Source organism: Cupriavidus sp. YAF13 (assembly GCF_052113425.1).
Taxonomy (GTDB): domain Bacteria; phylum Pseudomonadota; class Gammaproteobacteria; order Burkholderiales; family Burkholderiaceae; genus Cupriavidus.
The window spans coordinates 14082-40440 of record NZ_JBFRDD010000014.1; the positions used below are offsets into that span (position 1 = coordinate 14082).

Sequence of the window (26359 nt, forward strand, 5' to 3'; positions counted from 1 at the left end):
CGTAATCCAGTCTTACCGTCGCTCCGTAATGAAACGCTTTGCATTAAACGCCGCTGCCTGGCTGCCGCTGCTGCTGGCGACAGCAGCAGCGGCCGGTGCCGCACCCGTGGCCGCCCCCACCACGTTTGCCGGCGCCGACAAGGATGGCCGTATCCGGACCCAGCTGGCAGCGCGCGAATTCGCCACCATCTCCAGCGAGATCAACGCCAAGATCGACCGCCTGCCGTTGCGGGACGGCGATAGCTTCCGCGCCGGCCAGACGCTGGTCTCGTTCGACTGCGCGCTGTTCAGCGCGCAGCTGCGCAAGGCCGAAGCCTCCGCCGGAGCCGCGCAGCAGGTGCTGGCCGTCAACAAGCGCCTGGCGGAACTGAACTCGGTCGGCAAGCTGGAGATCGAGCAAGCGCAAGCCAAGGCCAAGGAATCGGCCGCGGAGGCCGCCTATATGCGCTCCACCGTCAGCAAGTGCAGCATCGCGGCGCCGTTCTCGGGCCGCGTGACAAAGCGCCTGGCGATGGCGCACGAGTTTGTCACGCCGGGCAAGCCGCTGCTCGAGATTGTCGATTCCAGCGATCTCGAGCTGCAGATGATCGTGCCGTCCAGGTGGCTGGCGCGCATCAAGCCCGGCACGCCGTTCACGGTCCTGGTCGATGAGCTCAACCAGTCGTTCCCGGCCAAGGTCAGCCGCATCGGCGCCAGGATCGACCCGGTGAGCCAGGCGATTTCCATCACCGGCAAGATCGACGGCAGCCAGGCCTCCTTGCTGCCGGGCATGAGCGGCTGGGCGAGTTTCCCGGAAAAATGACGCAAGGCGCCGATGCACCAACGGCGGTTGCCCCGCTGCTCGCGCTGCTGCAGCTGGAGCGCCGCGCGCGGGAAGCGCAAAGCGTGGAGGCGCTCGGGTTTGTGATGGCCAACGAGACGCTCAGCCTCGTGCCCTACCGGCAGGCGGCGGTCTGGCTGGAGAGCGGCCTGGGCCAGGTCTCGGCCGTATCCGGCCTGCCGCAGGTCGACCCCAACGCGCCATATCTGCAATGGCTGACCCAGCTCTGCCGTGGGCTGGCCCATGCCCACGCCGATACCACGCCCGTCGACGCTGGTGCCGCGCCCGCTAAAACCAGCGCGGACTGGGCAGACTGGCTGCCGGCGCATGCCCTGTGGCTGCCGCTGAAAGACCAGCTCGGCCGGCGCGACGGCGCGCTGCTGCTCGCGCGCGAAGCGCCGTTTACCGAGCACGAGCTGGCGGTGCTGGCCGAAGTCACGCATGCCTATGGCCACGCCCTGGCGGCGTTCCGGCCCGCGCAGCCGCTGGGCCAGCGGCTCAAGGCCATGCTGCGGCCGGGGCGAACCCGCCGCCGGGTCCTGCTCGGCCTGCTGGTGGTCTGCCTGATTCCCATGCGGCTCACCGTACTGGCGCCGGCCGAGGTGTCCGCGCGCGATCCGTTCCTGGTGCGCGCGCCGCTCGATGGCGTGATCGAACGCGTGTACGTCCAGCCGAACCAGCCGGTGCCGCAAGGCGCGCCGCTGTTCAGCCTGGACACGGTGGCGCTGCAGACCCGCCGCGCCGTGGCCGAGCGCGCTTACGATACGGCGCAGGAGACGTACCGCCAGTCGGCGCAGATGGCGGTGACCGACGACGAGAGCCGCCTCAAGATGGCCCAGACCCGGGGTGAGCTGGACCAGAAGGCGCTGGAACTCGACTACACCGCCAGGCAGCTGGCGCGCGTGCAGGTCAAGGCCGAGCGCGAGGGCGTGGCCGTTTTCGGCGATGTGAACGACTGGCAGGGCAAGGCCGTCACCATTGGCGAGAAGGTTTTGCTGCTGGCCGATCCGGCCAAGGTGGAACTCACCGCGCAGATGCCGGTGGCGGAGCAGGTCAGCCTCCAGGCCGGCGACACGATCACCTTTTACCCGGACGCCAACCCGACCCAGGCGTTCGATGCCCGCATCATCAGCGTGTCCTACGCCGCGGCCGAAACCGATGGCGGCGTGCTGGCCTACCGCGTGCGCGCGAGCTTTGCCGCCAAGGACCTGCCGCGGCTTGGCCTGCGCGGTACCGCGCGGCTGTCGGCCGGCTGGGTTCCGTTTCTCTATCATGCGCTGCGCCGTCCGTTGACGGTGGCGCGCCAGTGGATAGGCATTTAACGTGTTGCCCCCATTACGTCAGGACCTGACGCTGCACCCCGGTCCGGCCGACACCAGCGGCGCACCCACCTGGACCTTGCACGACCCGGCCGCCAACAAGTTCTATCAACTGTCCTGGCCGGCATTCGAGATCCTCTCGCGCTGGCCGCTTGGCGATGCGCGCGCGCTGCTCGATGCGGTGAACCGCGAGACCACGCTGACCGTGGGCGAGGACGAGCTCGAAGCGGTGGTGCAGTTGCTCCACCGGCACAACCTGCTGCTTGCGTGGCGGGCGGAAGACAGCGCGCGGCTGGGCCGCATCGCCGGCGCGCACCGCGTGAGCAAAGCCATGTGGCTGCTCAAGCATTACTTGTTCTTCCGCGTGCCGCTGGTGCGGCCCATGCCCATGCTGCAGCGCTGCGCGCCGTGGGTCGAATGGGCGTTCAAGCCGCGTTTCTGGTGGGGCGTGGGCCTGGTTGCCCTGCTTGGCCTTTACCTGGTCTCGCGCCGCTGGGATGAATTTACTCATACCTTTGCCTCCTATGCGGGCCTGCAGGGATTGCTGGGCATCGGGCTGGCGCTGTCGCTGGCCAAGGTGCTGCATGAGCTGGGCCACGCGTTTACCGCCTACCGCTACGGCTGCCGCGTACCCACCATGGGGGTCGCCTTCCTGGTGATGTGGCCGGTGCTTTATACAGACACCAACGAAGCCTGGAAGCTGATGCGGCGCCAGGACCGGCTCAAGATCGGCGCCGCCGGCATGCTCTCGGAACTGGCGCTGGCCGCCTTTGCCACGGTGGCGTGGAGCTTCCTGCCGGACGGGCCGCTGCGTGCGGGCGCATTCATGCTGGCAACCAGCACGTGGCTGCTGACCCTCGCCATCAATGCCAGCCCGTTCATGCGCTTCGACGGCTATTTCCTGCTGGCGGACTGGCTCAACATGCCCAACCTGCACGACCGGGCATTCGCGATGGCGCGCTGGTGGCTGCGGGAGCGGCTGTTCGGCTTCGCGGATCCAGCGCCCGAATCGTTTTCCGCCTCGCGGCGCCGCTTCCTCATTGTCTTCGCCATCCTGACCTGGCTCTACCGGCTCGGCTTGTTCTTCGGCATCGCGCTGACCGTCTATCACCTGTTCTTCAAGACGCTGGGGCTGGCCTTGCTGGCCATCGAGCTAGGCGTGTTCATCGTCATGCCGGTCATTCGCGAAATACTGGTGTGGCGCCACCGCCGTGCGGATATCCACTGGAACGCGCAGACCCGGCGCGCCGTGGTCTTGCTCGGCGTGCTGCTGGCCGTGGCCGTGATCCCCTGGGGCGGCACCATTCGCGCACCGGCCGTGCTCAGCGCCAGCCAGAGCCAGTCGCTCTATGCGGCCCAGCCCGGCTACGTGAGCGGTGGCGCGGTGCAAGCCGGGCAGACTGTCGCCGCCGGCCAGTTGCTGGCGCAGCTGGTCTCGCCGGAACTGGACTTCCGCCTGGCCGCCGCGCAGGCGCAGGCGCAGCAGCTGCGCTGGCAAATGGAGCAGCAGCCGTTTGCCACCAAGCTGCGCGACGAGGGCGATGTGCTGCGCCGCCGCTGGGCCGTCGCCCAGGCCGAGGTAACGGGCCTTGCCGAAGAGCGCAAGCGCCTGGAAGTGCGCGCGCCGTTCGCCGGGCGCGTGGTGGATGCCAACCTGTTCCTCGCCGATGGCGCGTGGCTGGCGCGCGGTGAACCGCTTTACCATATCGTCGGCCAGGGTAGCGAGCTCAAGGCGGAGGCCTTCATCGGCGAGCAGGACCATGCCGCGCTCACCGCCGGCAGCAGTGGCGTCTTTGTCGCCAACCTCCCGGAATTCGGCTCGGTGCGCTGCGCCGCCGCGCAGACGGACCAGGTCAACGTCGCCGGCCTGGAGCAGCGCACGCTGGCCAGCCTCTATGGCGGCCCCATCGCGGTCACGCGCAGCCAGCACAACGGGCTGGCGCCAACCACGGCCATCTTCCGCGTGCGCTTGTCGCATTGCGACTCGCTCCCACTCTCACGCGAATTGCCCGGTACCGTGCTGCTGGCCCGCCAGCGCCATAGCCTGGCGGGCGATGCCTGGACCGCGCTGCTGGGTCTGATGCAGCGCGAACGCGGCCTTTGATCGCGCAGCCCGACGCCAAATACCGGATCACGCACAGCATGCACTTCACGCCAAATTCATCGCACGACACCGGGCGCGCGCCGGGAACGGTCTGGATCACCGGGCTATCGGGGGCGGGCAAGACCACGCTCAGCCACGCCCTGCGCAAACGGATGCTGGCCGCCGGCCATCCGGTGCTGCTGCTCGATGGCGATGACATGCGCGCTGGCCTTAACCGCGATCTGGGCTTTTCGGACGAGGACCGCACGGAGAACATCCGCCGCGCCGCCGAAGTGGCCAGGCTTGCCAATCGCAGTGGCCTGTGGGTGGTGGCGGCATTCATCTCGCCGCTGCGCAGCCAGCGCCAGCAGGCACGCGAGATCATCGGCGGCGATGCGTTCGTTGAAGTGTTTCTCAGCGCCAGCTTCGCGGTTTGCGCGCAGCGCGATGCCAAGGGGCTCTATGCCAAAGCGTCGGCCGGGCAGATCGGCCAGTTCACCGGCCTGAGCGCCCCGTACGAAGCCCCCCTTGCGCCAGACCTGGAGATCGATACCGAAGTCGTCGGGCCGGAGCAGGCGACGGATTTGATCCACGAGGTGCTGGCGGCGCGGACAGCGCGGGCAGCGCCGGCATGAAATAAGAGCGTCCGCCCGAACGCCAGATCCATTGACTGGCTCACTGCATTCCACCACGCGCCGTCGATGTTAGCGGCGCACTGTAACGCATCGAACGCACATCCATGTCCTATCGAATCCAGCTCGGTAAGCCGACCGTTTCCGCTTTATCCCTGGTGATCTTTCTCAGCGCGCTCGGCGCGAAGCCCAGCGCGGCGGATTCCGGTGCCGACTCCGCGCTGGCCGCCGCTGCCGAGACGTTTTATGCCCGACGCGTGCGCACGGAGATGCTGAGCCGCGCGCGGGAGACTGGCGATGCAACGCATCCCGACATGCTCTACTGCCTTGCGAGCACGGACGATACGGCGATCGGCCGCGCCCTGGCCCCGGCCTTGCGCGTCGACCTGACGCCGGGCGAAGCCCAGGATCTGATTGCATTCATGCAAAGCCCTGCGGGAGAGAAGTTTCGCTGGGCGAAGGCATCGCTGCCCAGACGCCGCACGCTCCCGGCGCCAGTGTCCGACTGGACCGACGAAGAGCGGGATGCCGTTCGGACGTTCGCCAACACCCCTGGCGGCGTGCGAGGCATGTCAGGCCCGGATTCGCTGCTGCTCAACTCAGCGATCGAGACCTTCAAGAACGCCGTCTATCAGAAGTGCGCGTCGTCGCGGGCTCCCGCACCTGCCGAATCCCGGCCGGTCGAGATGACGATCAAAGAGACGCCGTGCTCGGCACCGCACCCCTTTTATCCGGCGTCGGCCAGGCGCTATCAGCAGTCCGGCCGGGTGGAAGTCCGCCTTTGGGTGAATACGGAAGGACTCGTCTATCTGACCGCGATTCAAAAGTCCTCGGCAATAGGGGCACTTGACCAGGCAGCCGAGGAGGCCGTGCAGAGAATGCGATGCGCGCCGCTCAGCAATAGCGCGGGCCGGGCGACGCCCTACACGGCGACCCAGCCGATCAACTTCCAGCTGGAATAGCGTCGCTGGCGCGCGAGAGCCGGAGACGCGGTGTCCATAGGCAGTGAACAACAAGGGGGCCGGGTATCCGAGCGCTCCGGCGCCATGCGCTATCACGAGGCATTCGACGCCCCGGCGTGATTGCCGGGCGTTGCGGAATCCGGGTTGACGCATTGCACCAGGAGAAACGCAGGCGGCCCATCCAGAGCTGGCGCGGGCCAGCGGCATTGTCTGGCGTGCAGGAAAGTGTATCGGTCTATCTCAGGGTTTTCCCCAATCCCCGGACAGGAGTAAATTCATGCATCGCCATGCCGCACTGGATGTCGGCGAAAGTCCCGGGCGCAGCGTTACCCCGGGGGTGTCCAGTGATCATGTCGCGCTCTGCCAGCGGCAAGCAGGATTTCATGTCGTTGGCGGAGCCTTGTGCCCGGGCGCACCCCGGTGCGCCTTCACTCAAGTCAGCAGGAAAGGAAGTGAACCCATGAGCTCCACGATCGAAGCACTGTTCCCGAAGCAACAAGGCGCCGCCGGCAGCGTCGTTACCGCGCTCAACCACCAGGAGATCGTCGTCGCCTTGTCGGCGCTGGTAGCCGACCAGCGCGTGGCCGTGCTGCACATGCTGTACCCGCGCACCGACGCGCGCACGCACCAAAGCCTCGACACGCTGGTCAGCACGCTGCACGGCCACGGCCTGCACGAGGTGGCCACGCTGGTCTCGCAGGAAGCACACTACCTGGTCTTCAAGGACCCGGCCAAGGCATGGAAAGCGTTCCAGGAAATCCGCCACGACTCGCTGGCGATCGGGGTGCACCTGTATTACAAGGGGCTCTCGGGGGACGATGCGGAAAAGTCGCTCGATGCGGACGCGCACCAGAAGGTGGACACGCCCGCGCGCCATCTCTGAGCGGCTTCGTTGCCGGCGCTGCCGCCGAGGGGATGGGCGGGGCGCTGGCCGCTGGCGGCCCGCCAGCCGATTTTCCGGCATGGAATGCCTCGCCGGGAACCCGCGTGCACGCTCAGCCGCGCCGGCCATTCAAGCTGGGATGACTAGGCATCCCTTCACGCCAACGCTACGCAACATGAATATCGCGCTTGAAAGCCCCAGGCAAGCGGAAGTCATCCTCCTGATCGACGAACTGGACGCCTACCAGAAGCCGCTGTACCCGCCGCAGAGCCATCACGGCATCGACATCGACGCGCTGTCTCAACCCAATGTTCTCTTTGCCGTCGTGCGAGACCAGCAAGGCACTGCCGTTGGTTGCGGGGCGATGGTCTTGCAGCCGGAGTTCGGCGAGATCAAGCGCATGTTCGTGCGTCCGGCGAACCGGGGCGGCGGCATAGCGATGCGGCTGTTGGCCACGCTGGAGAAAGAAGCCATGGCCAGGGCCTGCCCACGCTTTGTGCTTGAGACGGGTGTCAGCCAGCCCGAGGCGCTGGCGCTGTACGCCCGGGCCGGCTACCTGCGGTGCGGCCCGTTCGGCGGCTATGCGGACGATCCGCTGAGCGTGTTCATGCAGAAGACTGCGGCTTAGCCTGCCGATATGGAATGCGTGTAAAAAGTGGATGAATCGTGGCTTTGACCGGTGACCGGAGTATCATCGGGCCGCCTGTCACTCTTCCCACTCCCGGATGTTGCGCATTCCTGCCACCCCTCAATCTCAAACTCTCCACGTTTCCTTCGTCCCCCGATTTTCCCGCTTGCTCGGCGCCGCGGCGCTGGCGCTGGCCTGCCTCGCGGGCACGCCGCGCCCCGCGCTGGCATACGATATCGGCGCGGTGATCGACGCCATGCGCCTTAGCCGCTATGCCCTGAACGCGCCTGAGCGGCGCGTGTGGGGCACCGAGAACGCGCGCGATGCGCTGCTGGTCGGCCAGGTCGAAAACCGCTTGTTCTTCTACCGCTATGTGCGCGAAGGCAACACGTCCAGGCTGGCATTCCGCTCGCCGCCGCTGGTGATCGACCCGGGCACCTGGCGGCCGGCGCACGAGGAAAACGTGTCCGTCACCACGCCCAGGGGCGACGAGACCTTTTACTGGGTGGCCTATACCTACAACGATGTCGACGGCAAGCAGGTGAACGGCTACCTGGTGGACGCAGCCGGCGAAGCCATCACGGTGCGCGCCGACGCCAGCACCGCAACGGTGACCAGCACGCGGCCCTGGGACGCGGCGCGCCAGGCGCAGGCCATGGCCACGCTGCGCAAAGCCCTGGTGAGCTACCCCAGCCGCCTGACGGCCATGCCGGCCGACTTGCGCTTCGTGCAGCGCCCGGCGGTTGATACGCTGGCTGCCTTCCGGGCGCTGCACCAGGCAGCGCGCGCCATCCCCCGCGCGAAGACCGCGGAATTCGCCCGCGCGCTGGCGCAGTTGCGCACCTTCGTCATGGAGCAGGACTATCGCGAGATCGATCCCAAGGGCGAATACCCCGACACGCTGGTCGCCCTGAACGACTATGGATTCTGGCTGGCCGAGGCCGGCGATGCGGCCCAGGCCGACCTGATCCTGGGCGAGGTGCTGCGCCGGGACCCATCGCGCATCGCGGCCTACCTGAACCGCGCGGACGCGCGCTGGCAGCAACGCGAGCGCGAGCGCAACCCGGAGAAGCGCGACTATTACCTGGCGCTGGCGCGCGAGGACTACCGCCAGTACTGCAGCCTGCGGCTGGTGTCCAACAATGCCATCCCGTCCAACGTGGCGGCCCGCATCAGCACCGCGCTGGACGAGAAGCTGCTGACCGCGGCCACCTGCCGGCCGCGCCTGGAGATCTTCCCGGCGATCAAGGCCGGTGATCTGCGGGCGGTGCGCCTGCAACTGGCGCGCGGCCAGGATCCGAACGGGGTCAACGAGCATGGCGTCTCCGCGCTGAGCGTGGCGGTGTACTACAAGCAGGAAGAGATCGTGCGCGCCTTGCTGGCCGACGGCGCCAAGGTGGACGGGCCGAACCGGGGCTCGGCCTTGATGGCTTCGGCCATGCCGGACGGGCGCGACCAGCGGCCCCTGGCGCAGCGCTACGCCATCGCGGACATCCTGCTGGCGGCGGGCGCCTCGCTGGAGGCGCCCGACATCAACGGCACGCCTTTGCTGATCACGCGCACGTCCTACTATGGGGACGATGGCGCCACGCTGGAATACCTGCTGTCCCACGGCGCCGATCCGAACACGCATGAAAAGAAGGGCCGCACCGTGCTGCACGCCGCCATCAGCAACTACCGCACGCGCTGGTTTGCGGATCAGCTGCTGGCCAAGGGCGCCAATATCAACGCGGCCTACATCAGCATGGTTTACGGTGATCGCTTCATGTGGGAAACGCCCTTGCTGGAGGCGTTGCGCGAGTCGAGCGGCGAGCTGAAGCCGGGCGTGGCCCTCGCCATCCCGGAGCGCGTGGCCTTTGTGCTGGATCGTGGCGCGGACGCTTCGGTGGGCGGCTATGGCGGCAAGGACGCCGTTGGGCGCAACGGCCTGGACGAGGCGCTGCGGGTCTCGGCCTCCTATTTGCAGCCCGCGCTGGTAGACCGGCTGGTGCAGGCCTCGCGCAAGCCGGCGGCGCCGCTGACCAGCGAGCCCCTGTCGGCCCTGCTGCTCGCGTGGAGCTACCTGGAGGCGCGCGCGCAAGCCAGCAAGGACAGCCCCGCGTGGGACGGCCTGCGCGCCAGCGCGCGTGCCACGGCCGAGCGGATGGTCGCGGCCGGCGTCAGCCTCAAATACCAGAACAGCGTGCAGGGCATGAAGGACAACGCGATCGCGCCGCTGAGCGCGCCCTGGCTGCCCGATGACCTGTACCTGGCATGGCTGAAGGCTGGGGCCGACCAGACCGACCGCAGCGACGGCGGCATGCGCATCAACGGCGTGGACCAGAACGACGCGCTGCCGCTGGTGATCATGATGCAGCTGGGCCAGCAAGCCAAGGTGAAGATGCTGCTGGAGCACGACGCCGCGCTATACCGCGACCCGCAACGCTGCGGCATGGCCGTGGCGGATGTGCTGTCATGGCAGCTGGGCAATGCGGGCAATGCGGGCAATGCGGGCAATGCGGGCAACGCGGGCAAGGCCATCAGCCCCGAAATGGCGGGCGCGATCAGCCATGTCATGCAAGGCGCCGCCAACGCCGGCAACTGCGACATGAGCATGAAGGCGCGCGCCAGGCCGTATATCGGCGTGCGTGCCGATGAGCTGGCGCGCTATCTTGAAGCGGGCGTTGCCCGCCGTTGACCTACCTGGCGCCCGCCGCCCGCCGGCGGCTGGCAGGGCGCGCGAGCATGCCGTTGAGCAGCACGTCGATGACCTGTTCCGCGTGCTGCTCCGCCTGTTCGGCCGTCATGGGCCCGACGCCGTAAAGGCGCTGGATCAGATGCGTGGCCGATTGCACGGCCGTGAGCGTGGCGGTCATCGTCACGCTGGCGTGTTCGGGCGGGTAGGGCTTGAGCAACTGCGCCGCGTGGCACTCCGCGATCAGGGCATCGAGCTTGTCATGAAACGGCTTCATGTAGTTGTCCACCAGCCAGTCCAGCCTGGGGCCATCCTGCGCGACCTCCATCAGCACAAGCGAGTGCGCCGCCGGATGCAGGATATTGCTGACCGCGAAAGCCCTTAGCGCCGCTTGCAGCCGCGCGAGCGGATCGGCCGGATCGGGCGCATCCGCTGCCTGCCGGGATGCCGTGAGCGACCCCGTGTAGGCGTTCTCCACCACCGCGCGCCACAGGCCTTCCTTGCTGCCAAAGTGGTAGTTCAGCAGCGGCTGCTTCACGCCCGCGCGGTTGGCGATCGACAGCACCGAGGCGCCGTCGTACCCCTTTTGCGTGAACTCGAGCTCGGCGGCTTCGATCAGCCGCTGCCGCCCCGATGCTTCGGCGGCGCGGGATGCGCTCGCCGTGGCCGCGGGTGTCTGGGCGGCTGGCTTGCGGGCGGGAATCTTGGGGCGTCGGGTCTCGACAGGGGTCATGTTGGCTAGCGACGCGTTTCGCACACGGTAACGATGCCGCCATTCTCCCACATGCCCCGGGGCTTGAATCCGGGTGGCCGGGCGCCGGTAACCGGTAACGCCAGCCCTTTGCCAGTCCTTTGCTAGCCATCCTGATATAAGTATAAGTACTAGTGTGCCATTGACTTATACTTGTATAAATTCACGTCCCATGGCGGCTGTGAGGTGGCTGGCAACATTTGGGGGCAGGTATGCGGGAGTTGGAAGTTCCGGTTTTGATCGTGGGCGCGGGCCCAGTTGGCATGCTCATGGCRGCGCTGCTGGCGGACCAGGGGATCGAGTCGCTCCTGATCGAGCAGCGCGACGACCTGCATCTTGCCCCGCAGGCGCATGTCATCAACGCGAGAACGCAGGAGATCCTGGCTGGCATCGGCGTGACGGACGAGGACCTGGCCGGCATCACCACGCATGCGGCCGGGGCGCGCTTCGTGACCTGGCGGCGCAACCTGGCCGAGGCAGACCTGGCGCGCATCGATATCGCCAGCGACACGTACCTTGCCAATATGGCGGCGGCCAGCACAAAGCGGACCGCGAATATTCCCCAGCACCATCTGGAGCGTTTGCTGTTTGCGCAGGTATCGCGCCGCGCACGCTGCGAGGCGCGCTTCGGCCAGGTGTGGCAAAGCGCGGAGCACAACGCGCACGGCGCGGCCTCGGTGGTGCGGGATGCCGCCACCGGTGAAGCATATCGGGTGCGCAGCGACTGGCTGATCGCGGCCGACGGCGCGGGCAGCGCCGTGCGCCGTGGGCTTGGGCTGCCGATGGTGGGGGAGACCAACCTGGCGCATCTCGTCACCATCAACTTCGAGGCGGATATCCGGCACCTGGTCAAGGACAGTCCGTCGATCCTGTTCTGGATCCTCTCGGCGCAGGCCCCGGGCACCTTCATCGTGCACGATGCGGCGCGCTACTCCGTGTTCATGACGCCGTATTTCCCGGCGTACGAATCGCCGGCCGATTTCCCGGTGGCCAGGTGCGAGCGCATGCTGCGGGCCGCGCTTGGCGAGCGCCATCTGCCCTTGCGCATCACGTCGCTGTCGAATTGGACGATGCAGGCGCACATTGCGGAGCCCTACAGCAAGGGGCGCACCTTCCTGATCGGAGACTCCGCCCATCGTTTTCCGCCCACGGGCGGGCTGGGGCTGAACACAGGCGCAGCCGATGCGCACAACCTGGCGTGGAAGCTGGCCCTTGTCATGCAGGGCAAAGCGGCGCCCGGGCTGCTCGACACGTATGGCGCCGAGCGCAAGCCGGTCGCCGAGACCAACAGCCGCGTCAGCGTGGCCAACCATCAAAAGATGGGGCAGGTGACCGCGGCGCTGGGCCTTGACGAAGCGGGCTTGCCAACGCTCGCGCGGCTGCGCGCCAGCGCCCCGGCCCGCGTGCTGCCCGGCGCCCTGCGCTCGGCGGTCAAGCGCCTGCTGGTGGCGCCCGTCGAAGCGCGGACCCGGAACGTACAGCAAGCGTCTTCGCCAAAGTTCGCCCGCATCCGGCAAGACGTGCAGCGGGCCGCAGAAGCGCAGATGGAGCACTTCAATACGCTGGGGCTGGACCTGGGCTACGTCTACCGGAGCGCGGCAATCTGTGCGAGCGGCGCCGCAACGCCGGCCGTGCCCATCGCATCGCATCCGGTATTGGAGGTGGCGCAGTCGTTCACGCCGGGCGCACGCCTGCCGCACTTCCGGCTGCAAGGCGCCCCGGGGGCGCCGGCCACCTCGCACGATCTCGTTGGCAACGCGCACTTCCTGCTCGCGGGCTTTGGCCGCCATGGCAAGCCGTGCGCCGCGCTTGGCCGTAGCGTGAGCCAGGCGCTAGGCGTGCCGGTGCGCGGCCTGGACCTCGATGCCATCACGCATCGCGACGACCACCCGCAACTACCCGCGTGGAATGGTGGCCTTCCCGACGCCGCCATCCTGGTGCGCCCCGACGGGCACGTCGCATGGCGCTACGCATTGCAGGCGGACGTAGCGCCCGGCGACGTCCTGGCCGCCCTGTGCGAAGTCCTGCAAGTCCCCGTGCCCGTCAGTGCCTCTCAGTGCCTGAAATCATCAAAGCTCAAGTGAAAGGTCCCCCCGTGAACATCGATCCCGAAGCCGTGCCTCTCCGACAGGCCGGGCAACCCAGTCCCGTTGCGATCATCGGCGCCGGCATCGCCGGCTCCGTGCTGGCGCTCCTGCTGGCCAGCCGCGGCATTCGCTGCCTGCTGGTCGACCGCCAGCGCGGCACGGATACGCATCCGCGCGGGCATGTCTGGTCGGCTCGCGCCATGGAGGTGATCCGCTCGATCGATGCGGAACTGGCCGAGGCGCTGCGCGAGATCAGCTCGCCACCGCTCAAGCTGCGCTACATCACGTGGTGCACGGCACTGGCAGGGGTGGATCTCGGGCGCTGTGTGCCGATCGGCAACGACCCGGTGCATACCGCCCGCCTTCTGGGCAGCGGCCCTTGCCGGCCGCTGCACTTGTCCCAGAACGTGGCCGATCCCATCCTGCGGCAGCGCGTGGCCGACAGCCCGCTGATCGAACTGCTGGCAGGACATGAACTGGAGGCGCTGTCGCAGGACGATGACGCCTGCGTGTTGACGCTGCGCGAGCTGCGCAGCGGGCGGATCGTGCGGCGCACCGCGCGCTACGTTGCGGGCGCGGATGGCGCGCACAGCACCGTGCGGCGCCTGCTTGGCGTGCGCTCCACCACTACCCCATTGCAAGCGGTCGCGCAGATCCATTTCCGCGCGAAGCTGGACAGGTTGACCACGTCGCGGCCCAGCCCGCTGTACTGGATTCTCAACCCCGCCATCGTGGGCACGCTCACGGCCCACACCGCCGACGACGAAGACTGGGTCCTGTCGACGGTGGTGCTGCCCGAGATCGAGCCCGCCGGCGAGATGCCCGAAGCGCGGGCGCTGGCACTGGTGCGTGCGGCGATTGGCGATGACCGCATCGATGCCAGCATTGTCTCGATCCGTCCCTGGACGATGGCGCTGCGCTGTGCCGAGACCAGCAGGGTGGGCCGGGTGATGTTGCTGGGCGATGCCGCTGCCGGCTTCTCCGCCATCGGCGGCTTTGGCATGAACCATGGGATCGAAGACGCCGCGAGCCTGGCGTGGCGGCTGCAATTGCTGTTGGGCGGGTATGTGCCAGAAGGCCTTGCGCACGGGTTGTTGTCCAGCTACGCCGCCGAGCGCGCGCAGAGCGCCGCCGCCCACGCGCACCGCACGCAGCAGCTCAGCGACCTGTCCGACGAGGTATTGCGCGCCGCCGGCGCGGACCCCGCCGGCCTCAAGACGCTGGCCGCGCTCTCTCGCTCCACGCCGGTCCGCCTGCTGCCCAGGCGCGCCGCGCGCAGCCTGTTGCGCACCGTGGCGGGGGCCGGCCTGAAACCCCTGCGCCATCTGGCGAGCACCGCGCCCGCGGGGGTTGCCGTGCGCGCCAAGGTCAGAAGGGCGATCGACAAGCAACGCGAAGTCTTTGTCACGCTCGGCACCGATCTCGGCTATGCGCTATCGAGTGGCTTTGTCTGCCGCGAGCCGCATCCGCATCCGCAATCCCCGCACAGCGGCACCGAGTACTGGCCGACCACAAGCCCGGGCTCGTTGATCCCGCATCTTTGGAGCGAGACCGCTGGCGAGTCGCTGTCGACGCGGGACCTCGCGCGCCGAGCGCCGTTGACGCTGCTGGTGGGCGACAAGGAGCGCGTGCGCTGGCAGGCGGCCTTGGCGCGGCTGCGTGCCGACTGGGGCATCGACGTGGCGTGTCCGCGCATCGGGACTGACGACGGCGCGCAGTTTCGCATCCGTGCCTCGGCATTCGCCACCGCGATGGAGATCGATGAATCCGGCGCGGTGCTGCTGCGCGGCGACGGCATCGTGGCCTGGCGCAGCCGGCGCCAGTGCGCCGATCCGTGCGCGACATTGCCGGATGTGATTTCGCGCCTGGTGTCCTGGTCCGCCGCTCCCGCGGCACTGCCGGCCAGCCCTGCCAGCTCGATCAGGCCCCCAAGCTGCACCAGCCACCCCAGCCACCCCAGCCCCACCAGCCTCACCAAGGAGATGCAATGAGCGACAGCATGGACCAGTTTCCCATTCCCTGCCCGGACCCGGAGGCCCGTGCGCCGCAGAAGCTTGCGCACATCGTGCTCACCACGCGGCGCTTCGACGAGACGATCCACTGGTGGAGCGTGGTGCTGGGCGCGCGCGTGATGTACCGCAACGCCTTGCTCTGCTTCCTGTCCTACGACGACGAGCACCACCGCCTGGCCCTGATCAATGCCGCCAACTTCGACCCGAAGCGGCGCGAGAGCACAGGCCTGGACCATGTGGCATTCACCTTCGGCTCGCTCGGCGACCTGCTGCATACCTACGAGCGCCTGAAGGGCCACGGCCTGCGCCCGGAATGGTGCATCAACCACGGGCCGACCACGTCCTTGTACTTCCGCGATCCCGACGGCATCCAGGCCGAGCTTCAGGTCGACAACTTCGCCACACCGGAGGAACTGGATACCTGGTTCCGCTCCGGCGCGTTCGCCGAGAACGCCATCGGTGTCGAGTTCGATCCGGAGCATCTGCTGGAGCGCTACAAGGCGGGCGAGCCCGCAGCGCTGTTGATGCGTCCTGGCGAGGTGACCAGCCGCCAGTTCCTGACGTTGCGTTGAGAGGCCGTCCATCGTGAGACTGTGTACGTTTTCCACCGCCGACGTGGCGAGCCACGTCGGCCTGGCGCTAGCGGGCGACCGCGTGCTGGATGTGACCGCATCCTTTGCCGGGGATCCGCACTTTGCCACCTTGCTGGCGCTGATCGAGCACCAGGACGAAACGCTGCCCGCCTTGCGCAAGCTGCAAGCGCAAGGCGCGAAGCCGGGCTGCGCGCACCTGGCGCATGCGCTGCGCCAGGTCCGCTTCGAGGTGCCATACCGTCCCCCGCAGATCCGCTGCTTCAGCGTGTACGAGCAGCATCTGAAGAATGCGTTCCAACAGGTCATGGCGCATGGCGTGCGCCCGGCGACGGGCATGCTGATGCGCGCCCTCGGCGCCGGCAAGGTGCCCAAGGCCTTCTACGAAACACCGATCTACTACAAAGGCGTGCGCCTCAACCTGTCCGGCCACGGCAGTAAGGTGCGGCGGCCGGATCCCGGCGCCAAGCTGGACTACGAGGCCGAACTGGGCGTCATCGTCGGGCGTCCCGGCAAGAACATCGGCACCTCGGCGGCGATGTCGCATGTCTTTGGCTACGTGATCTTCAACGACTTCTCCGAACGCGCACAGCTCATGAAGGAGATGCGCACCCGGCCCAGCGCAGGCCCGGCCAAGGGAAAGGATTTCGATGGCAGCAACAGCCTCGGCCCCTGGATCGTCACCGCGGACGAGATCCGCGATCCCCACGCGCTGGGCGTGACCGTGCGCGTCAACGGCGAGGTGCGCGGCGAAGGCAGCACGGCTGGCATGACCCATCGCATCGACCGCATCGTCAGCTATGCGTCGGCCAACGAGACGCTGCACGGCGGCGAGCTGCTGGCCACTGGCTGCGTGCCGAACTGCGCCGGCATCGAGCAATGGCGCTTCCTGGACGACGGGGACCGGGTCGACGTGGAGATCGCCGGGCTTGGCGTGCTGACGAACTCGATCACCGGGCATCAACCGTAGCAGCCCCCCCAAAAAAATCGCGAGGAGCGCAAAGACGATCCCGCTTTGATAACAACGACAATGGAGACAACAGTGAATTCAAGACAGTGGATCGTCACATCCGCGGCAGCGCTGTGCCCCGCGCTTGCGTTGGCCGACAACGGCTACTTCCAGATCGGCTACGGCGCCGAAGCGCGCGGCGTGGCCGGCGCCGCGGCGGCGTCGACGCGGGATGCGTTCGGCGGCGCGAGCAACCCCGCCACCACCGTCTGGGCCGGCAACCGCTTCGACGGCAACCTGATCGCGATCAACGGCAGGACCAGCATGAGCCGGGCCGCGGGCTTGCCGGCGCCGGTGGGCGGGGCGCTCGACACGCGCACGGACAGCGAGAGCCGCTGGGTGCCGCTGGCCGATATCGCGTACAGCCGCATGATCAACCCGGACCTGTCGCTGAGCCTTGTCGGCTACAGCAATGGCGCCGGCACGTACTTCGAGGGCAACACCACCACCTGCCTGGCGCCGTCGCCGGCACCGGCCGGCACCACCTATCGCGGCAACTTGCTATGCGGCAGCGGCAGGGCCGCCACCACGATCAAGCAGCTGACGATGGCGCCGACGGTCTCCGCCAAGGTCTCCGAGTCGTTCTCGGTGGGTTTCTCGCTGCTGATCGCGGGGCAGCTCTTCAGCGCGGAGGGCCTGCAGGCACTCGCGCCGCAGTCGGCAGCGCCGAACCACCTGACCAACCAGGGCACGGCGTCGTCGTTTGGCATCGGCATGCGGGTTGGGTCCTATTGGCGCGCCAGCGATGCGCTGAGCTTCGGCGCGGCGTACTCGCCCCGCATCCGCATGGGGCGGCTCAAGGAGTACGAGGGCTTGCTGGCCGACCAGGGCCGCCTGGATATCCCGGAGAACCTGCTGCTCGGCATGCAATGGTCGCCGAGGCAGGATCTGTCCTTCTTGTTCGACTACCAGCGCATCAACTACTCGGGCACGTCGGGACTTGGCAATCGCGCCTTCGACGGCACCGCCTTGCGCGGCAGCAGCGGCGGCCCGGGCAACGGGTGGAAGGACATGAATGTCTTCAAGCTCGGCGTGCGCTACCAGGTGACGCCGGCCTGGCACGTGTCGGGCGGCGTCTCCTTGAACAGCGCGGCCTACTCGGATGCGGATACGGCGAACAACGTCACCTCGCCGGCCACGTTCCGCCGGCACTACACGCTCGGGCTGGGCTATGCGACCGCCTCCAATGCCACCTGGTCGGTCTTCTACTCCTTGTCGCCGGCCCACACCACCTCGGGCAGCTCGGCGCTGGGGTCGGCCGTGGCCACGCAGCTCTCGGGCAACGCCACGGTCTCGGGCCAGGAGACCCTGGCAACGCGGCAGCAAAGCATTGGCGTGCAGTACTCGCAGCGCTTTTGATCGCCCCTGGCGCCTTTTCTGTTCATTCATCACGGAGTTTGTTTCGATGACGGCTAGTCTTCTTCCGCGCTCTAGCGGCAACCGGGTAGCAACCGCACTTGCAACCGCCCCTGCAACCGCAACCGCAACTGCAACCGCACCTGCAACCGCACGCAGCGGCGGTACGGCATGAACGCGCGGACGGAGGCAGCGGCATTGCAGCCGCCCCGCCTGGACGACCGGTTCGAGCAGCCGGCCGGCAAGGTGTTCCTCACCGGCAACCAGGCGATCCTGCGCATCGCGCTGGACCAGCGCCGCATCGATGCCCGCTTCGGCAAGAACACCGGAGGCTTCATCTCCGGCTACCGTGGCTCGCCGCTGGGCCGGCTGGACATGGAGCTGTGGCGCATCCAGCCGTTGTTGCAGGCCGCGAACGTGCGCTTCCAGCCCGGCGTCAACGAGGACCTGGCCGCCACCGCCGTGTGGGGCACGCAGTACGTCGGCACCTTTCCCGGTGCCACGGTGGATGGCGTGTTTGGCATCTGGTATGGCAAGGGGCCGGGCGTGGATCGCAGCGGCGACCCGCTCAAGCACGGCAACCTGGCCGGCACCAGCGCATCCGGCGGCGTGCTGGTGCTGGCGGGAGACGACCATAGCGCCAAGTCGTCGACTACCGCCCACCAGTCGGATTTCTCGCTGATCGCTGCGGGCATACCGGTGCTGTATCCGGCCAATGTGCAGGACATCATCGACTTCGGCCTGCGGGGCATCGAGATGTCGCGGCGCACCGGATGCTGGGTTGGCATGAAGCTGGTGACCGACGTGGTGGAGTCCGCCGGCGAAGTCGACGTGGGGCAGCACGAGCCGTTGGGCGCGTTGCCTGACGCCAACGGGCCCTTGCATATCCGCGCCTTCGAAATGGCGCCGGCCGCGGAGGAGCGCCTGTACGTGCACAAGCTGCCGGCGGCGGTTCAGTTCGCGCGGGCGGCCGGGCTCAACCGCCTGGCGTGGCCTGGCACGGGCGCGAGGGTCGGGATCGTCACCGCCGGCAAGTCCTACGCCGATACCATGCAGGCGTTGCAGCGCCTTGGCATCGACGCCAGCGATGCGCGCGGCGCGGCGCTGCGGGTGCTGAAGATCGGCATGGTGTGGCCGCTGGAGGACGAGATCGTGCGCGCCTTCGCGCACGGGCTCGACACCATCCTGGTGATCGAGGAAAAGCGCCCGCTGCTCGAGTCGCAACTCAAGTCCATCCTCTTCGATGCGCGCATGGCCAATCCGCCGGTGGTGCGCGGCAAGTTCGAAGGCGCCCCGGAATGGTCGGCCTCCCGAGGCGCGCCGGTGCTGCCGATCTGCAATGAGCTGAGCGTGCTGCAGATCGCCGAAGCCATCCAGCGTTTGCTGGGGCTTGAGGCCGTGGCTCCGGATGTCGTTGCGGTGGACAAGCCAGGACAAGCCGTGCCGCTGCGACGCCCGAGCTTTTGCGCGGGCTGCCCGCACAATACATCGACCCGCTTGCCCGACGGCAGCCGGGCGCTGGCGGGCATCGGCTGCCATACGATCGCCATGCTCAACGACCCGAAGAAGACGCACACCGTCTCGCACATGGGTGGCGAGGGGATGATGTGGATGGGACAGTCGCCGTTTACCAGCGAGCCCCATGTCTTTGCCAACATGGGCGACGGAACCTATTTCCATTCCGGCTACCTGGCCATCCGCCAGGCGCTCGCGGCCAATCTGCGGATGACCTACAAGCTGTTGTTCAACGGCTTTGTCTCCATGACCGGCGGCCAGCCGGTGGATGGCGAGCTTAGCGTGGACAAGGCCGTGGCCCAGCTGCGCGCCGAGGGGATCAAGAAGCTGGTCGTGGTCACCGACGACGTGACGGCCTACGACGCGCCGCGCCGGGCCACGCTGGGCGTGCCCGTGTACGACCGGGCGGCGCTGGAGACGGTGCAGATCGAGCTGCGCGCGTATCCCGGGCTGTCGGTGCTGATCTATGACCAGGCCTGCGCCACCGAGGCACGCCGTTTGCGCAAGCGCGGCAAGCTGCCCGACCCGCAGGTGCGCACCTATATCGATCCCGAGGTGTGCGAGGGGTGCGGCGATTGCGGCGATCAGTCCGGCTGCCTTGCCATCGAGCCGCTCGAGACGGCGCTGGGCCGCAAGCGCAAGATCAACCAGTCGTCCTGCAACAAGGACATGTCGTGCGTGCGCGGCTTCTGCCCGAGCTTTGTCACGCTGCAGGGGGCAAAGCCGCGCCGGCCGCTAGGCGCTGCGGCGGCGGGCTTCAAGATTCCCGCATTGCCCGACGCCATCATCCCAGGCGAATTCGAGCCCGTGGCAATCCTCGTCGCGGGCATCGGCGGCACCGGCGTGGTGACGATCGGCGGCGTACTGACCATGGCGGCGCACCTGGACGGCAAGGCCGGCAGCTCGCTGGATGTCACCGGCCTGTCCCAGAAGTACGGCGCGGTGGGCTCTCATATCCGCATTGCCCCCAGCGCGGCCATGCTGCACGCCGCGCGCATCGGCACCGGCGAAGCCGACGTGCYGCTGGGCTGCGACCTGATCGTCGCGGCCGGCGCGGACGCGCTGTCCAGGCTGCGTCCCGGGCTGGCACGCGCCTTCGTCAACACGGAGGTGGTTCCCACCAGCGACTTCACCAGCCAGCCTGACTGGGCTGCCGATGAGGCCGGGCTCAAGCACCGCCTGAACGAAGCGCTGGGCGGGCGCGCCGAGTGCATCGACGTGACGGCGCTTGCGCAGCATCTGCTGGGCGACGCGATCCTGTCGAACATGCTGCTGCTGGGCTATGCCTGGCAACAAGGTGCGATCCCCGTGCAGCGGGCAGCGATGGAGAAGGCGATACAGCTCAATGGCGTATCGACCGACACCAACCTGAAGGCGTTCGCGCTGGGCCGCTGGCTCGCGCATGACAACGCGGCGGTGCGCCGCCTGATGGCGCCCGCGCAGGTCGTTCAGCTGACGATGAAAGCCGGGGGATCCCTGACGGAGCTGATCGATGACCGGGCACGGCGCCTTGTCGATTATCAAAACGCCGCGCTGGCGGATCGCTACCGCCAGCGGATCGAATCGGTGCGGCGCTGGCTGGCGGGCCGAAGCGATGCCGATGCCCTGGTCCGGCAGGTAGCGACGCAGTATTTCCGCGTGCTGGCGGTCAAGGACGAGTTCGAGGTGGCGCGCCTGTATTCGCGCCCGGCCTTCCTGCAGTCCCTGAACGAGGCGTTCGAAGGCGAGTTCCAGGTCAGGTTCCATCTGGCGGGCGGCCCGTTTGGCAAGCTCGACAAAGTCACCGGCAAGATCAGCAAGACGGCGGTTGGCAGCTGGATCCGGCCCGCCATGCGCCTGCTGGCTGGCGTGCGCTTCCTGCGCGGCAGCCGGCTCGATCCCTTTGCCCGTGGCACGGAAGCGCAACTCAATCGCCGTGTGCGCGATGCCTACGAAGCGGATCTGGATGACATCGGGCACGCGGCAGCGCAATGGCCCGAGGCACGCCTGCGGGAGCTGCTCTCGTGGCCTGCCAGTGTGCGCGGCTACGGGCATGTCCGCGAGCGCCAGGCGCAGGCCGGATTCGCAAGGCGAGCCTCGGCCCGGGGTGCGCCGGCTGGATCGCACCCGGAAAACTGACGGGGCCGCGGCATGCAATGCATGCGCCATCGTGCACCTCCACGCGCGCGACGCCGGCGATGGGCGCCCTTCGCAGGACCCGGCACTGTTTCGCCGGTTCGTGCCCGCCATCAAGGCAGCGTCCGACGTGGTGATCAACCTGACCACGGGCGGCGCGCCCACCATGAGCGTCGAGGAGCGCCTGCAGCCCGCGCTGCAGCTGAGCCCCGAAGTGGCATCGCTGAACATGGGCACGATGAACTTCGGCCTTTATGAACTGCTGGACCGCTTCAAAGACCTCAAGCACGATTGGGAGCGCCCCTACCTGGAGCGCAGCTACGACGGCATCTTCAGGAATACGTTCAAGGACATCGCCTATATCCTGCAGTCCTGCAGCGCGAACCAGACCCGCTTCGAGATCGAATGCTATGACATCGGCCACTTGTACACGGCCGCCCATTTCCTGGATCGCGCGCTCTTGACGCCGCCACTGCTGATTCAGTCGGTGCTCGGGCTGCGCGGCGGCATCGGCGCGCATGTGGAAGACCTCATGCATATGCGCCGCACGGCGGACCGGCTGTTCGGCAAGGATTATGTCTGGTCGGTGCTGGGGGCAGGGCGCAACCAGATGCCGGCGGCGGCGGTCAGTGCATCGGTGGGCGGCCACGTGCGCGTTGGCCTTGAGGATTCGCTATGGGATGGCCCGGGAAAGCTCGCCGACAGCAATGCCGCGCAGGTGCTGCGGGTGCGCAGCATCATCGAAGCCTTGTCGCTTGAGGTTGCCACGCCGGATGAGGCGCGGAATCTGCTGAAGCTGAAGGGGCGCGACAACGTCGGGTTTTGAAGAGGGACATGCACCGCTAAGGGCTTGGCGAATGTTGCCGGCATAACGGGGCGGCCCGAGATTCTGGTTTGTGATTAATCCGGCGCATGGATATAATTCGCCGTCAATGCCCCGGATCTGGGGTATTCGTTTTTTTTATATCCGCTTGATATCCATACCCGGGAGTTTTCAATGTTTCTGATCTGGCAAGGCTTAGGTTTTCTCGTTGTCATCTTGCCCCTTGCCGTCATGCTTGTCATGACCCTGCTGGGCGCGCTGGTGAATCTCTCCAACATGGCGACCATCGTGCTATCGCTGATCCTGTCGGCCGCGGCAGTCTTCTATCTCGGCAAGCGCCTCAATTCGCGTCCGGGCCGCATCCTGGTCGATCCCAACACGCAGGAGTCCGTGGAGCTGCGCAAGCGCCATACGCTGTTCTGGATCCCCATGCAGTATTGGGCGTTCCCCATCCTTCTGATCGCGATCATTGCCTCGTTCGCGCTGTTTACCGCCGGGGCATAGCGCGGGCTAGCGGCCGGCCGGAGCAGGCCAGCGGGAGCGGGCGTAGAATACCGGGCCTGCATCCCGAATGCTCCGGCAAGCCGCGGGACAAGCCTGGTAAAAGGCAGCCCTCCTACGAAAAGAGACACCAAGTTGAACAATCCGGCCAGCGCTGCGCATGATCGCGAGCTCACCTCTGTGGCTGACGCCGCGACTCTGGCGCGGCGCGCGCGCCGGGGCATCGTCCTGCTGACCTTCGCGTTCGCGCTGAGCCAGTTCTATCGCAGCTGCCTGGCGGTGATGGCGCCGGAGCTCCAGCACGACTTCGGCCTGTCGGCGGCGGGCTTCGGCACCTTGTCTTCCTCCTTCTTCCTGGCATTCGCGGTTGCGCAGATTCCCGTGGGGATCGCGTTCGACCGGTATGGCGTGGGCAAGCCGACGTCCCTGCTGCTGGCCATTGGCGCGGTGTCCGCCGTGGTGTTCTCACTGGCGCCGAACGGTACCGTTGCCATGCTGGCGCAGGCTGGGCTGGGGCTGGCTTGCGCGCCGGTCTTCATGGGGCTGCTGCATTTTGCTTCCGAGCAACTTTCCGAGAAAAACTACACGCGGGTCGTCAGCCAGTCCAATGCCACCGGCATGGTCGGCGCGCTGTGCGCCACGGCGCCGCTCGGATGGGCCATGCATCTGCTCGGCTGGCGCGTGGCGATGTCCGCCGCGGCGCTGTGCATGGTGGTGGCCTGCTACGGTGTCTGGCGCTTCGTGCGGGATGATGGCCATGCCGAGGCGCGCGATGTGCCGCTGGGCTCCATGCTCTCGCAAAGCGCGAAGCTGCTGGCCATCGTCCCCTTGTGGACCCTGATCCCGATGTGCGTCGCCATGGCGGCAGGCACGGCGTTCCGCAACGCGTGGAGCGGCCCTTACCTGGCCAGCGTGTACGGCTTGAATTCCGGCCCGCGGGGCATCGCGCTGACGCTGCTGAGCGTGAGCGGGTTCCTGACCGCATTCTTCCTGCCCGTGCTGGTGCGGCGCAGCTCGCTCAAGACGACCATCGCGGCATGGTCCTGCTTTGCGATGTCGGGCGCCATCCTGCTGAGCATCTGGCCCACGCACGGCATCGTCTCCGGCGTGGGCCTGATGGCTTTGCTGTCGACCATCGGCATGCTGCATCCGCTGGTCATGGCGCAGGGCCGCGGCCTGGTGCCGCCGTCTTCGCGCGGGCGCGGGCTTGGCGTGCTCAACACCTTTGTATTCCTGGGCTCGGCRCTGACGTCGTGGGGATTCGGCATGATCGCCAGCATGGGCGATGCCCGGCACTGGCCGGTGGAGAAGACCTATTCGACGATCTTTCTCACGGCGGCCGTGGTAGTGGCGCTTGCCGTGGCGCCGTATTTCTTCAGCCCATCCAGCCCGACCGTGATCAAGCGCTGAGCCGGCGCTGAGCCCCGCGGCCCCGGTTCGTCACTCGACCTTGGCGATCATCTCCAGCATGCTGTCGGCAATATCCTGGCCAAGCAGCCGCGAGACCATCCAGCCCGCCAGGTCCTGCGTCGCCAGGCATCCACCCGCCGTGGCGATCTGGCCGTGCACCACAAGCGGACGGTGTTCGGTCTTCACGCCCATGGCCTCGAGCTCTTCGAACACGCCCGGGTAGGTGGTCGCGCTCAGGCCATCGAGCAGCCCCAGGCGGGCGAGAAACAGCACACCCGAGTCGATCGCGCCAATCACCTGCCTGGCCGGATCCAGTTTGAGCTGCCCCATGAAGCCTTGATTGTTGAGCTTCGCCCGCGACCCGGGGCCGCTGACAATGAACACGGCATCGGCCTTGGCAAGCTCGCTCAAGCCGCCATGCGGCGTGATGGTGATGCCGGTGTTGGAGGTCACCTGCGGCGTGTCCGCGCAGATCCGCACCGACCAGGGCTTGGCGTAGCCCACATAGGCTGGGTCCTGGACCCGGTTGAACAGGTCCCAGGGCAGGAACAGATCGACATCGGTGAAGCCATCGTAAGCCAGCATGGCAATGTTCATCGGGTTCTCCTATTGGATCAATGAAGGGAATATCCGCTTCGGAGACGGGATTCTCGCCGCGCCGGCGACTTGGCTGTATAGTCAATCAATCAATTTTCATGGCTATACAGATGGCCGATAGAGGATAGAGAGATGGCGGACAGCCCCCCGACCTACCAGGCGATCGCCAACCGGCTGCGCGCGGCCATCCGCCGTGGCGACCTGGCACCCGGCGCCAAGATGCCGTCGGTGCGCCGGCTGGCCGAGATCGAGCAGGTCAGCGCGCCAACGGCGGAACACGCGCTGCGGGTGCTGGAGGCGAGCGGCCTTGTGGTGGCCAGGCCAAGGTCAGGCTTCTACGTTTGCGCGGACATGCCCGCCGAGCCGCTGGCCCCGCAACCCGGCGCCACGGCCCGGCCGGTGACGCTGACCGCCAATGTGCATGCGCTATTCGCCCAGGTGCGCGCGCCCGGCCTGGTTGCGCTGGGGGCCGCGTCGCCGTGCGCGGCATGGCTGCCGGACAAGGCGCTGGCGCGCAGCATGCTGGGCGCGACCCGCAGGCTCGGGGCGTCGGGCCTGGCCTACAGCGTGCCACCGGGGCGCCTCGACCTGCGCAGCCAGATCGCGCGCCGCGCGGCGCGCTGGGGCCTGCACATCTCGCCCGATCAACTGGTGCTCACGCAAGGGCAGAGCCAGGCCATGCGGCTTGCCTTGCAGGTGACCTGCAAAGCGGGCGATGTGGTCGCGGTGGAGTCGCCTTGCTACTTCGGGACGTTGATGCTGCTGCGCAGCCTCGGGCTGCGCGCCATCGAGGTGCCCACCCATCCGCGTACCGGGATGGACCTGGCGGCGCTGGCGCAGATCCTGCAGCGGCATCGGGTCAGCGCCGTGGTGTCGGTGCCCACCGCCAACAACCCGCTGGGCTTCACGATGTCCATCGCCGACAAGCGCACGCTGGTACAACTGCTTGACGATGCCGGGGTGCCGCTGATCGAGGATGACGTGTACGGCGATCTCTCGGCCGGCAAGCCGCGGGCGCCGGCCTGCAAGGCGTTCGACGCGTCCGGCAATGTGCTGTATTGCACGTCGGTGTCGAAGACGTTGGCGCCGGGATGGCGCATCGGCTGGATCGCGCCGGGCCACCGCTTCGAGGCGGTGCTGGAGGCGCGGGTCGAGGCGAGCCTGGCCGGATCGCCGTTGTTCGAGGCGGCGCTGGCCGACATGTTCTCGAGCGGCGACTACGACCGGCATCTGCGCCGCTACGGCCAGCGGATCAAGGACTCGGTGCGCACGTTCTCATCGCGCATCGCGGCCGCCAGGCCAGCGGGGACGAAGCTGCGCGCGCCCGACGATGGCTTCTTGCTGTGGGTGGAACTGCCCGCCCATGTCAACGCGCTATCGCTGTGCGAGGCGGCGGCGAGCGAGGGCATCAGCATCGGTCCGGGTGCCATGTTCTGCCCGGACGGCAGCCGGTACGCGCATCATGTCCGGATCAATTGCGCCCAGCCGGCCACGCCAAAGCTGCTCGCCGCGCTCGACCGCATCGGTGCGCTCGCGGCGGTGCAAGCGTGATCGCGCGCTGGCTGTGACTGCCCCGCGGCCTCGGCAAGCCA

General features: G+C 67.6%; 20 protein-coding genes. 18 read left to right on the forward strand and 2 right to left on the reverse strand.

From position 1 onward, the window contains the following. Positions 1–28: 28 nt before the first annotated feature. The 8 genes from AB4061_RS13670 to AB4061_RS13705 all read left to right on the forward strand — a co-directional run bounded on the left by AB4061_RS13670 (position 29) and on the right by AB4061_RS13705 (position 10004). Entirely contained in the window at positions 29–802 is a 774-nt protein-coding gene (locus AB4061_RS13670; protein ID WP_441634537.1) for an efflux RND transporter periplasmic adaptor subunit, read from the forward strand. Beyond that, positions 799–2142, forward strand: coding sequence for an efflux RND transporter periplasmic adaptor subunit (locus tag AB4061_RS13675; protein WP_441634539.1), 1344 nt, complete (start codon positions 799–801; stop codon positions 2140–2142). Before AB4061_RS13670 ends, AB4061_RS13675 begins: the two co-directional genes overlap by 4 nt. 1 nt (position 2143) lies before the next feature. Next, positions 2144–4243 (forward strand): HlyD family efflux transporter periplasmic adaptor subunit, encoded by a 2100-nt coding sequence (locus tag AB4061_RS13680; RefSeq protein ID WP_441634541.1) that lies wholly within the window; start codon positions 2144–2146, stop codon positions 4241–4243. A gap of 38 nt (positions 4244–4281) precedes the next feature. Then, positions 4282–4857 (forward strand): adenylyl-sulfate kinase, encoded by a 576-nt coding sequence (gene cysC / locus AB4061_RS13685; RefSeq protein WP_441634543.1) that lies wholly within the window; start codon positions 4282–4284, stop codon positions 4855–4857. 104 nt (positions 4858–4961) lie between these two features. Then, positions 4962–5816, forward strand: a complete 855-nt coding sequence (locus AB4061_RS13690) for an energy transducer TonB (protein WP_441634545.1) — start codon at positions 4962–4964, stop codon at positions 5814–5816. 460 nt (positions 5817–6276) lie between these two features. Then, positions 6277–6699, forward strand: coding sequence for a hypothetical protein (locus AB4061_RS13695; RefSeq protein ID WP_441634547.1), 423 nt, complete (start codon positions 6277–6279; stop codon positions 6697–6699). Positions 6700–6874: 175 nt separating this feature from the next. Next, complete coding sequence (locus AB4061_RS13700) at positions 6875–7327, forward strand: GNAT family N-acetyltransferase (RefSeq protein ID WP_441634549.1); 453 nt, start codon at positions 6875–6877, stop codon at positions 7325–7327. A gap of 166 nt (positions 7328–7493) precedes the next feature. After that, entirely contained in the window at positions 7494–10004 is a 2511-nt protein-coding gene (locus tag AB4061_RS13705) for an ankyrin repeat domain-containing protein (protein ID WP_441634551.1), read from the forward strand. 1 nt (position 10005) lies between these two features. Here AB4061_RS13705 and AB4061_RS13710 read toward each other — a convergent pair whose 3' ends face one another. Beyond that, on the reverse strand, positions 10006–10734 hold the full coding sequence (locus AB4061_RS13710) for a TetR/AcrR family transcriptional regulator (protein ID WP_441634553.1): 729 nt from the start codon (positions 10732–10734) through the stop codon (positions 10006–10008). A 230-nt stretch (positions 10735–10964) separates the two neighbouring features. Between AB4061_RS13710 and AB4061_RS13715 the strand changes: the two genes are divergently transcribed. The 9 genes from AB4061_RS13715 to AB4061_RS13755 all read left to right on the forward strand — a co-directional run bounded on the left by AB4061_RS13715 (position 10965) and on the right by AB4061_RS13755 (position 24170). Continuing rightward, a complete protein-coding gene (locus AB4061_RS13715; protein WP_441634554.1) occupies positions 10965–12836 on the forward strand; it encodes an FAD-dependent monooxygenase in 1872 nt (623 codons plus the stop codon). Then, a complete protein-coding gene (locus AB4061_RS13720; protein WP_441634556.1) occupies positions 12833–14830 on the forward strand; it encodes an FAD-dependent monooxygenase in 1998 nt (665 codons plus the stop codon). The genes AB4061_RS13715 and AB4061_RS13720 overlap by 4 nt, the downstream gene beginning before the upstream one ends. Then, positions 14827–15423, forward strand: coding sequence for a VOC family protein (locus tag AB4061_RS13725; protein WP_441634558.1), 597 nt, complete (start codon positions 14827–14829; stop codon positions 15421–15423). The genes AB4061_RS13720 and AB4061_RS13725 overlap by 4 nt, the downstream gene beginning before the upstream one ends. A gap of 13 nt (positions 15424–15436) precedes the next feature. Beyond that, positions 15437–16411, forward strand: a complete 975-nt coding sequence (locus AB4061_RS13730; protein ID WP_441634560.1) for a fumarylacetoacetate hydrolase family protein — start codon at positions 15437–15439, stop codon at positions 16409–16411. A gap of 72 nt (positions 16412–16483) precedes the next feature. Further along, positions 16484–17809 (forward strand): OmpP1/FadL family transporter, encoded by a 1326-nt coding sequence (locus AB4061_RS13735; RefSeq protein WP_441634562.1) that lies wholly within the window; start codon positions 16484–16486, stop codon positions 17807–17809. 168 nt (positions 17810–17977) lie between these two features. After that, a complete protein-coding gene (locus AB4061_RS13740) occupies positions 17978–21439 on the forward strand; it encodes an indolepyruvate ferredoxin oxidoreductase family protein (protein WP_441634564.1) in 3462 nt (1153 codons plus the stop codon). Then, positions 21354–22262, forward strand: coding sequence for a 3-keto-5-aminohexanoate cleavage protein (locus AB4061_RS13745; protein ID WP_441634566.1), 909 nt, complete (start codon positions 21354–21356; stop codon positions 22260–22262). The genes AB4061_RS13740 and AB4061_RS13745 overlap by 86 nt, the downstream gene beginning before the upstream one ends. Positions 22263–22433: 171 nt before the next feature. Next, a complete protein-coding gene (locus AB4061_RS13750; protein WP_441634568.1) occupies positions 22434–22763 on the forward strand; it encodes a hypothetical protein in 330 nt (109 codons plus the stop codon). 177 nt (positions 22764–22940) lie between these two features. Then, a complete protein-coding gene (locus AB4061_RS13755; protein ID WP_441634779.1) occupies positions 22941–24170 on the forward strand; it encodes an MFS transporter in 1230 nt (409 codons plus the stop codon). A 30-nt stretch (positions 24171–24200) separates the two neighbouring features. On the opposite strand, the gene AB4061_RS13760 is transcribed toward AB4061_RS13755, so the two are convergent. Next, complete coding sequence (locus AB4061_RS13760) at positions 24201–24767, reverse strand: DJ-1/PfpI family protein (RefSeq protein WP_441634570.1); 567 nt, start codon at positions 24765–24767, stop codon at positions 24201–24203. A 132-nt stretch (positions 24768–24899) separates the two neighbouring features. Here AB4061_RS13760 and AB4061_RS13765 point away from each other — a divergent pair, with 132 nt between their 5' ends. Beyond that, positions 24900–26318, forward strand: coding sequence for an aminotransferase-like domain-containing protein (locus AB4061_RS13765; protein ID WP_441634572.1), 1419 nt, complete (start codon positions 24900–24902; stop codon positions 26316–26318). Positions 26319–26359 lie beyond the last annotated feature (41 nt).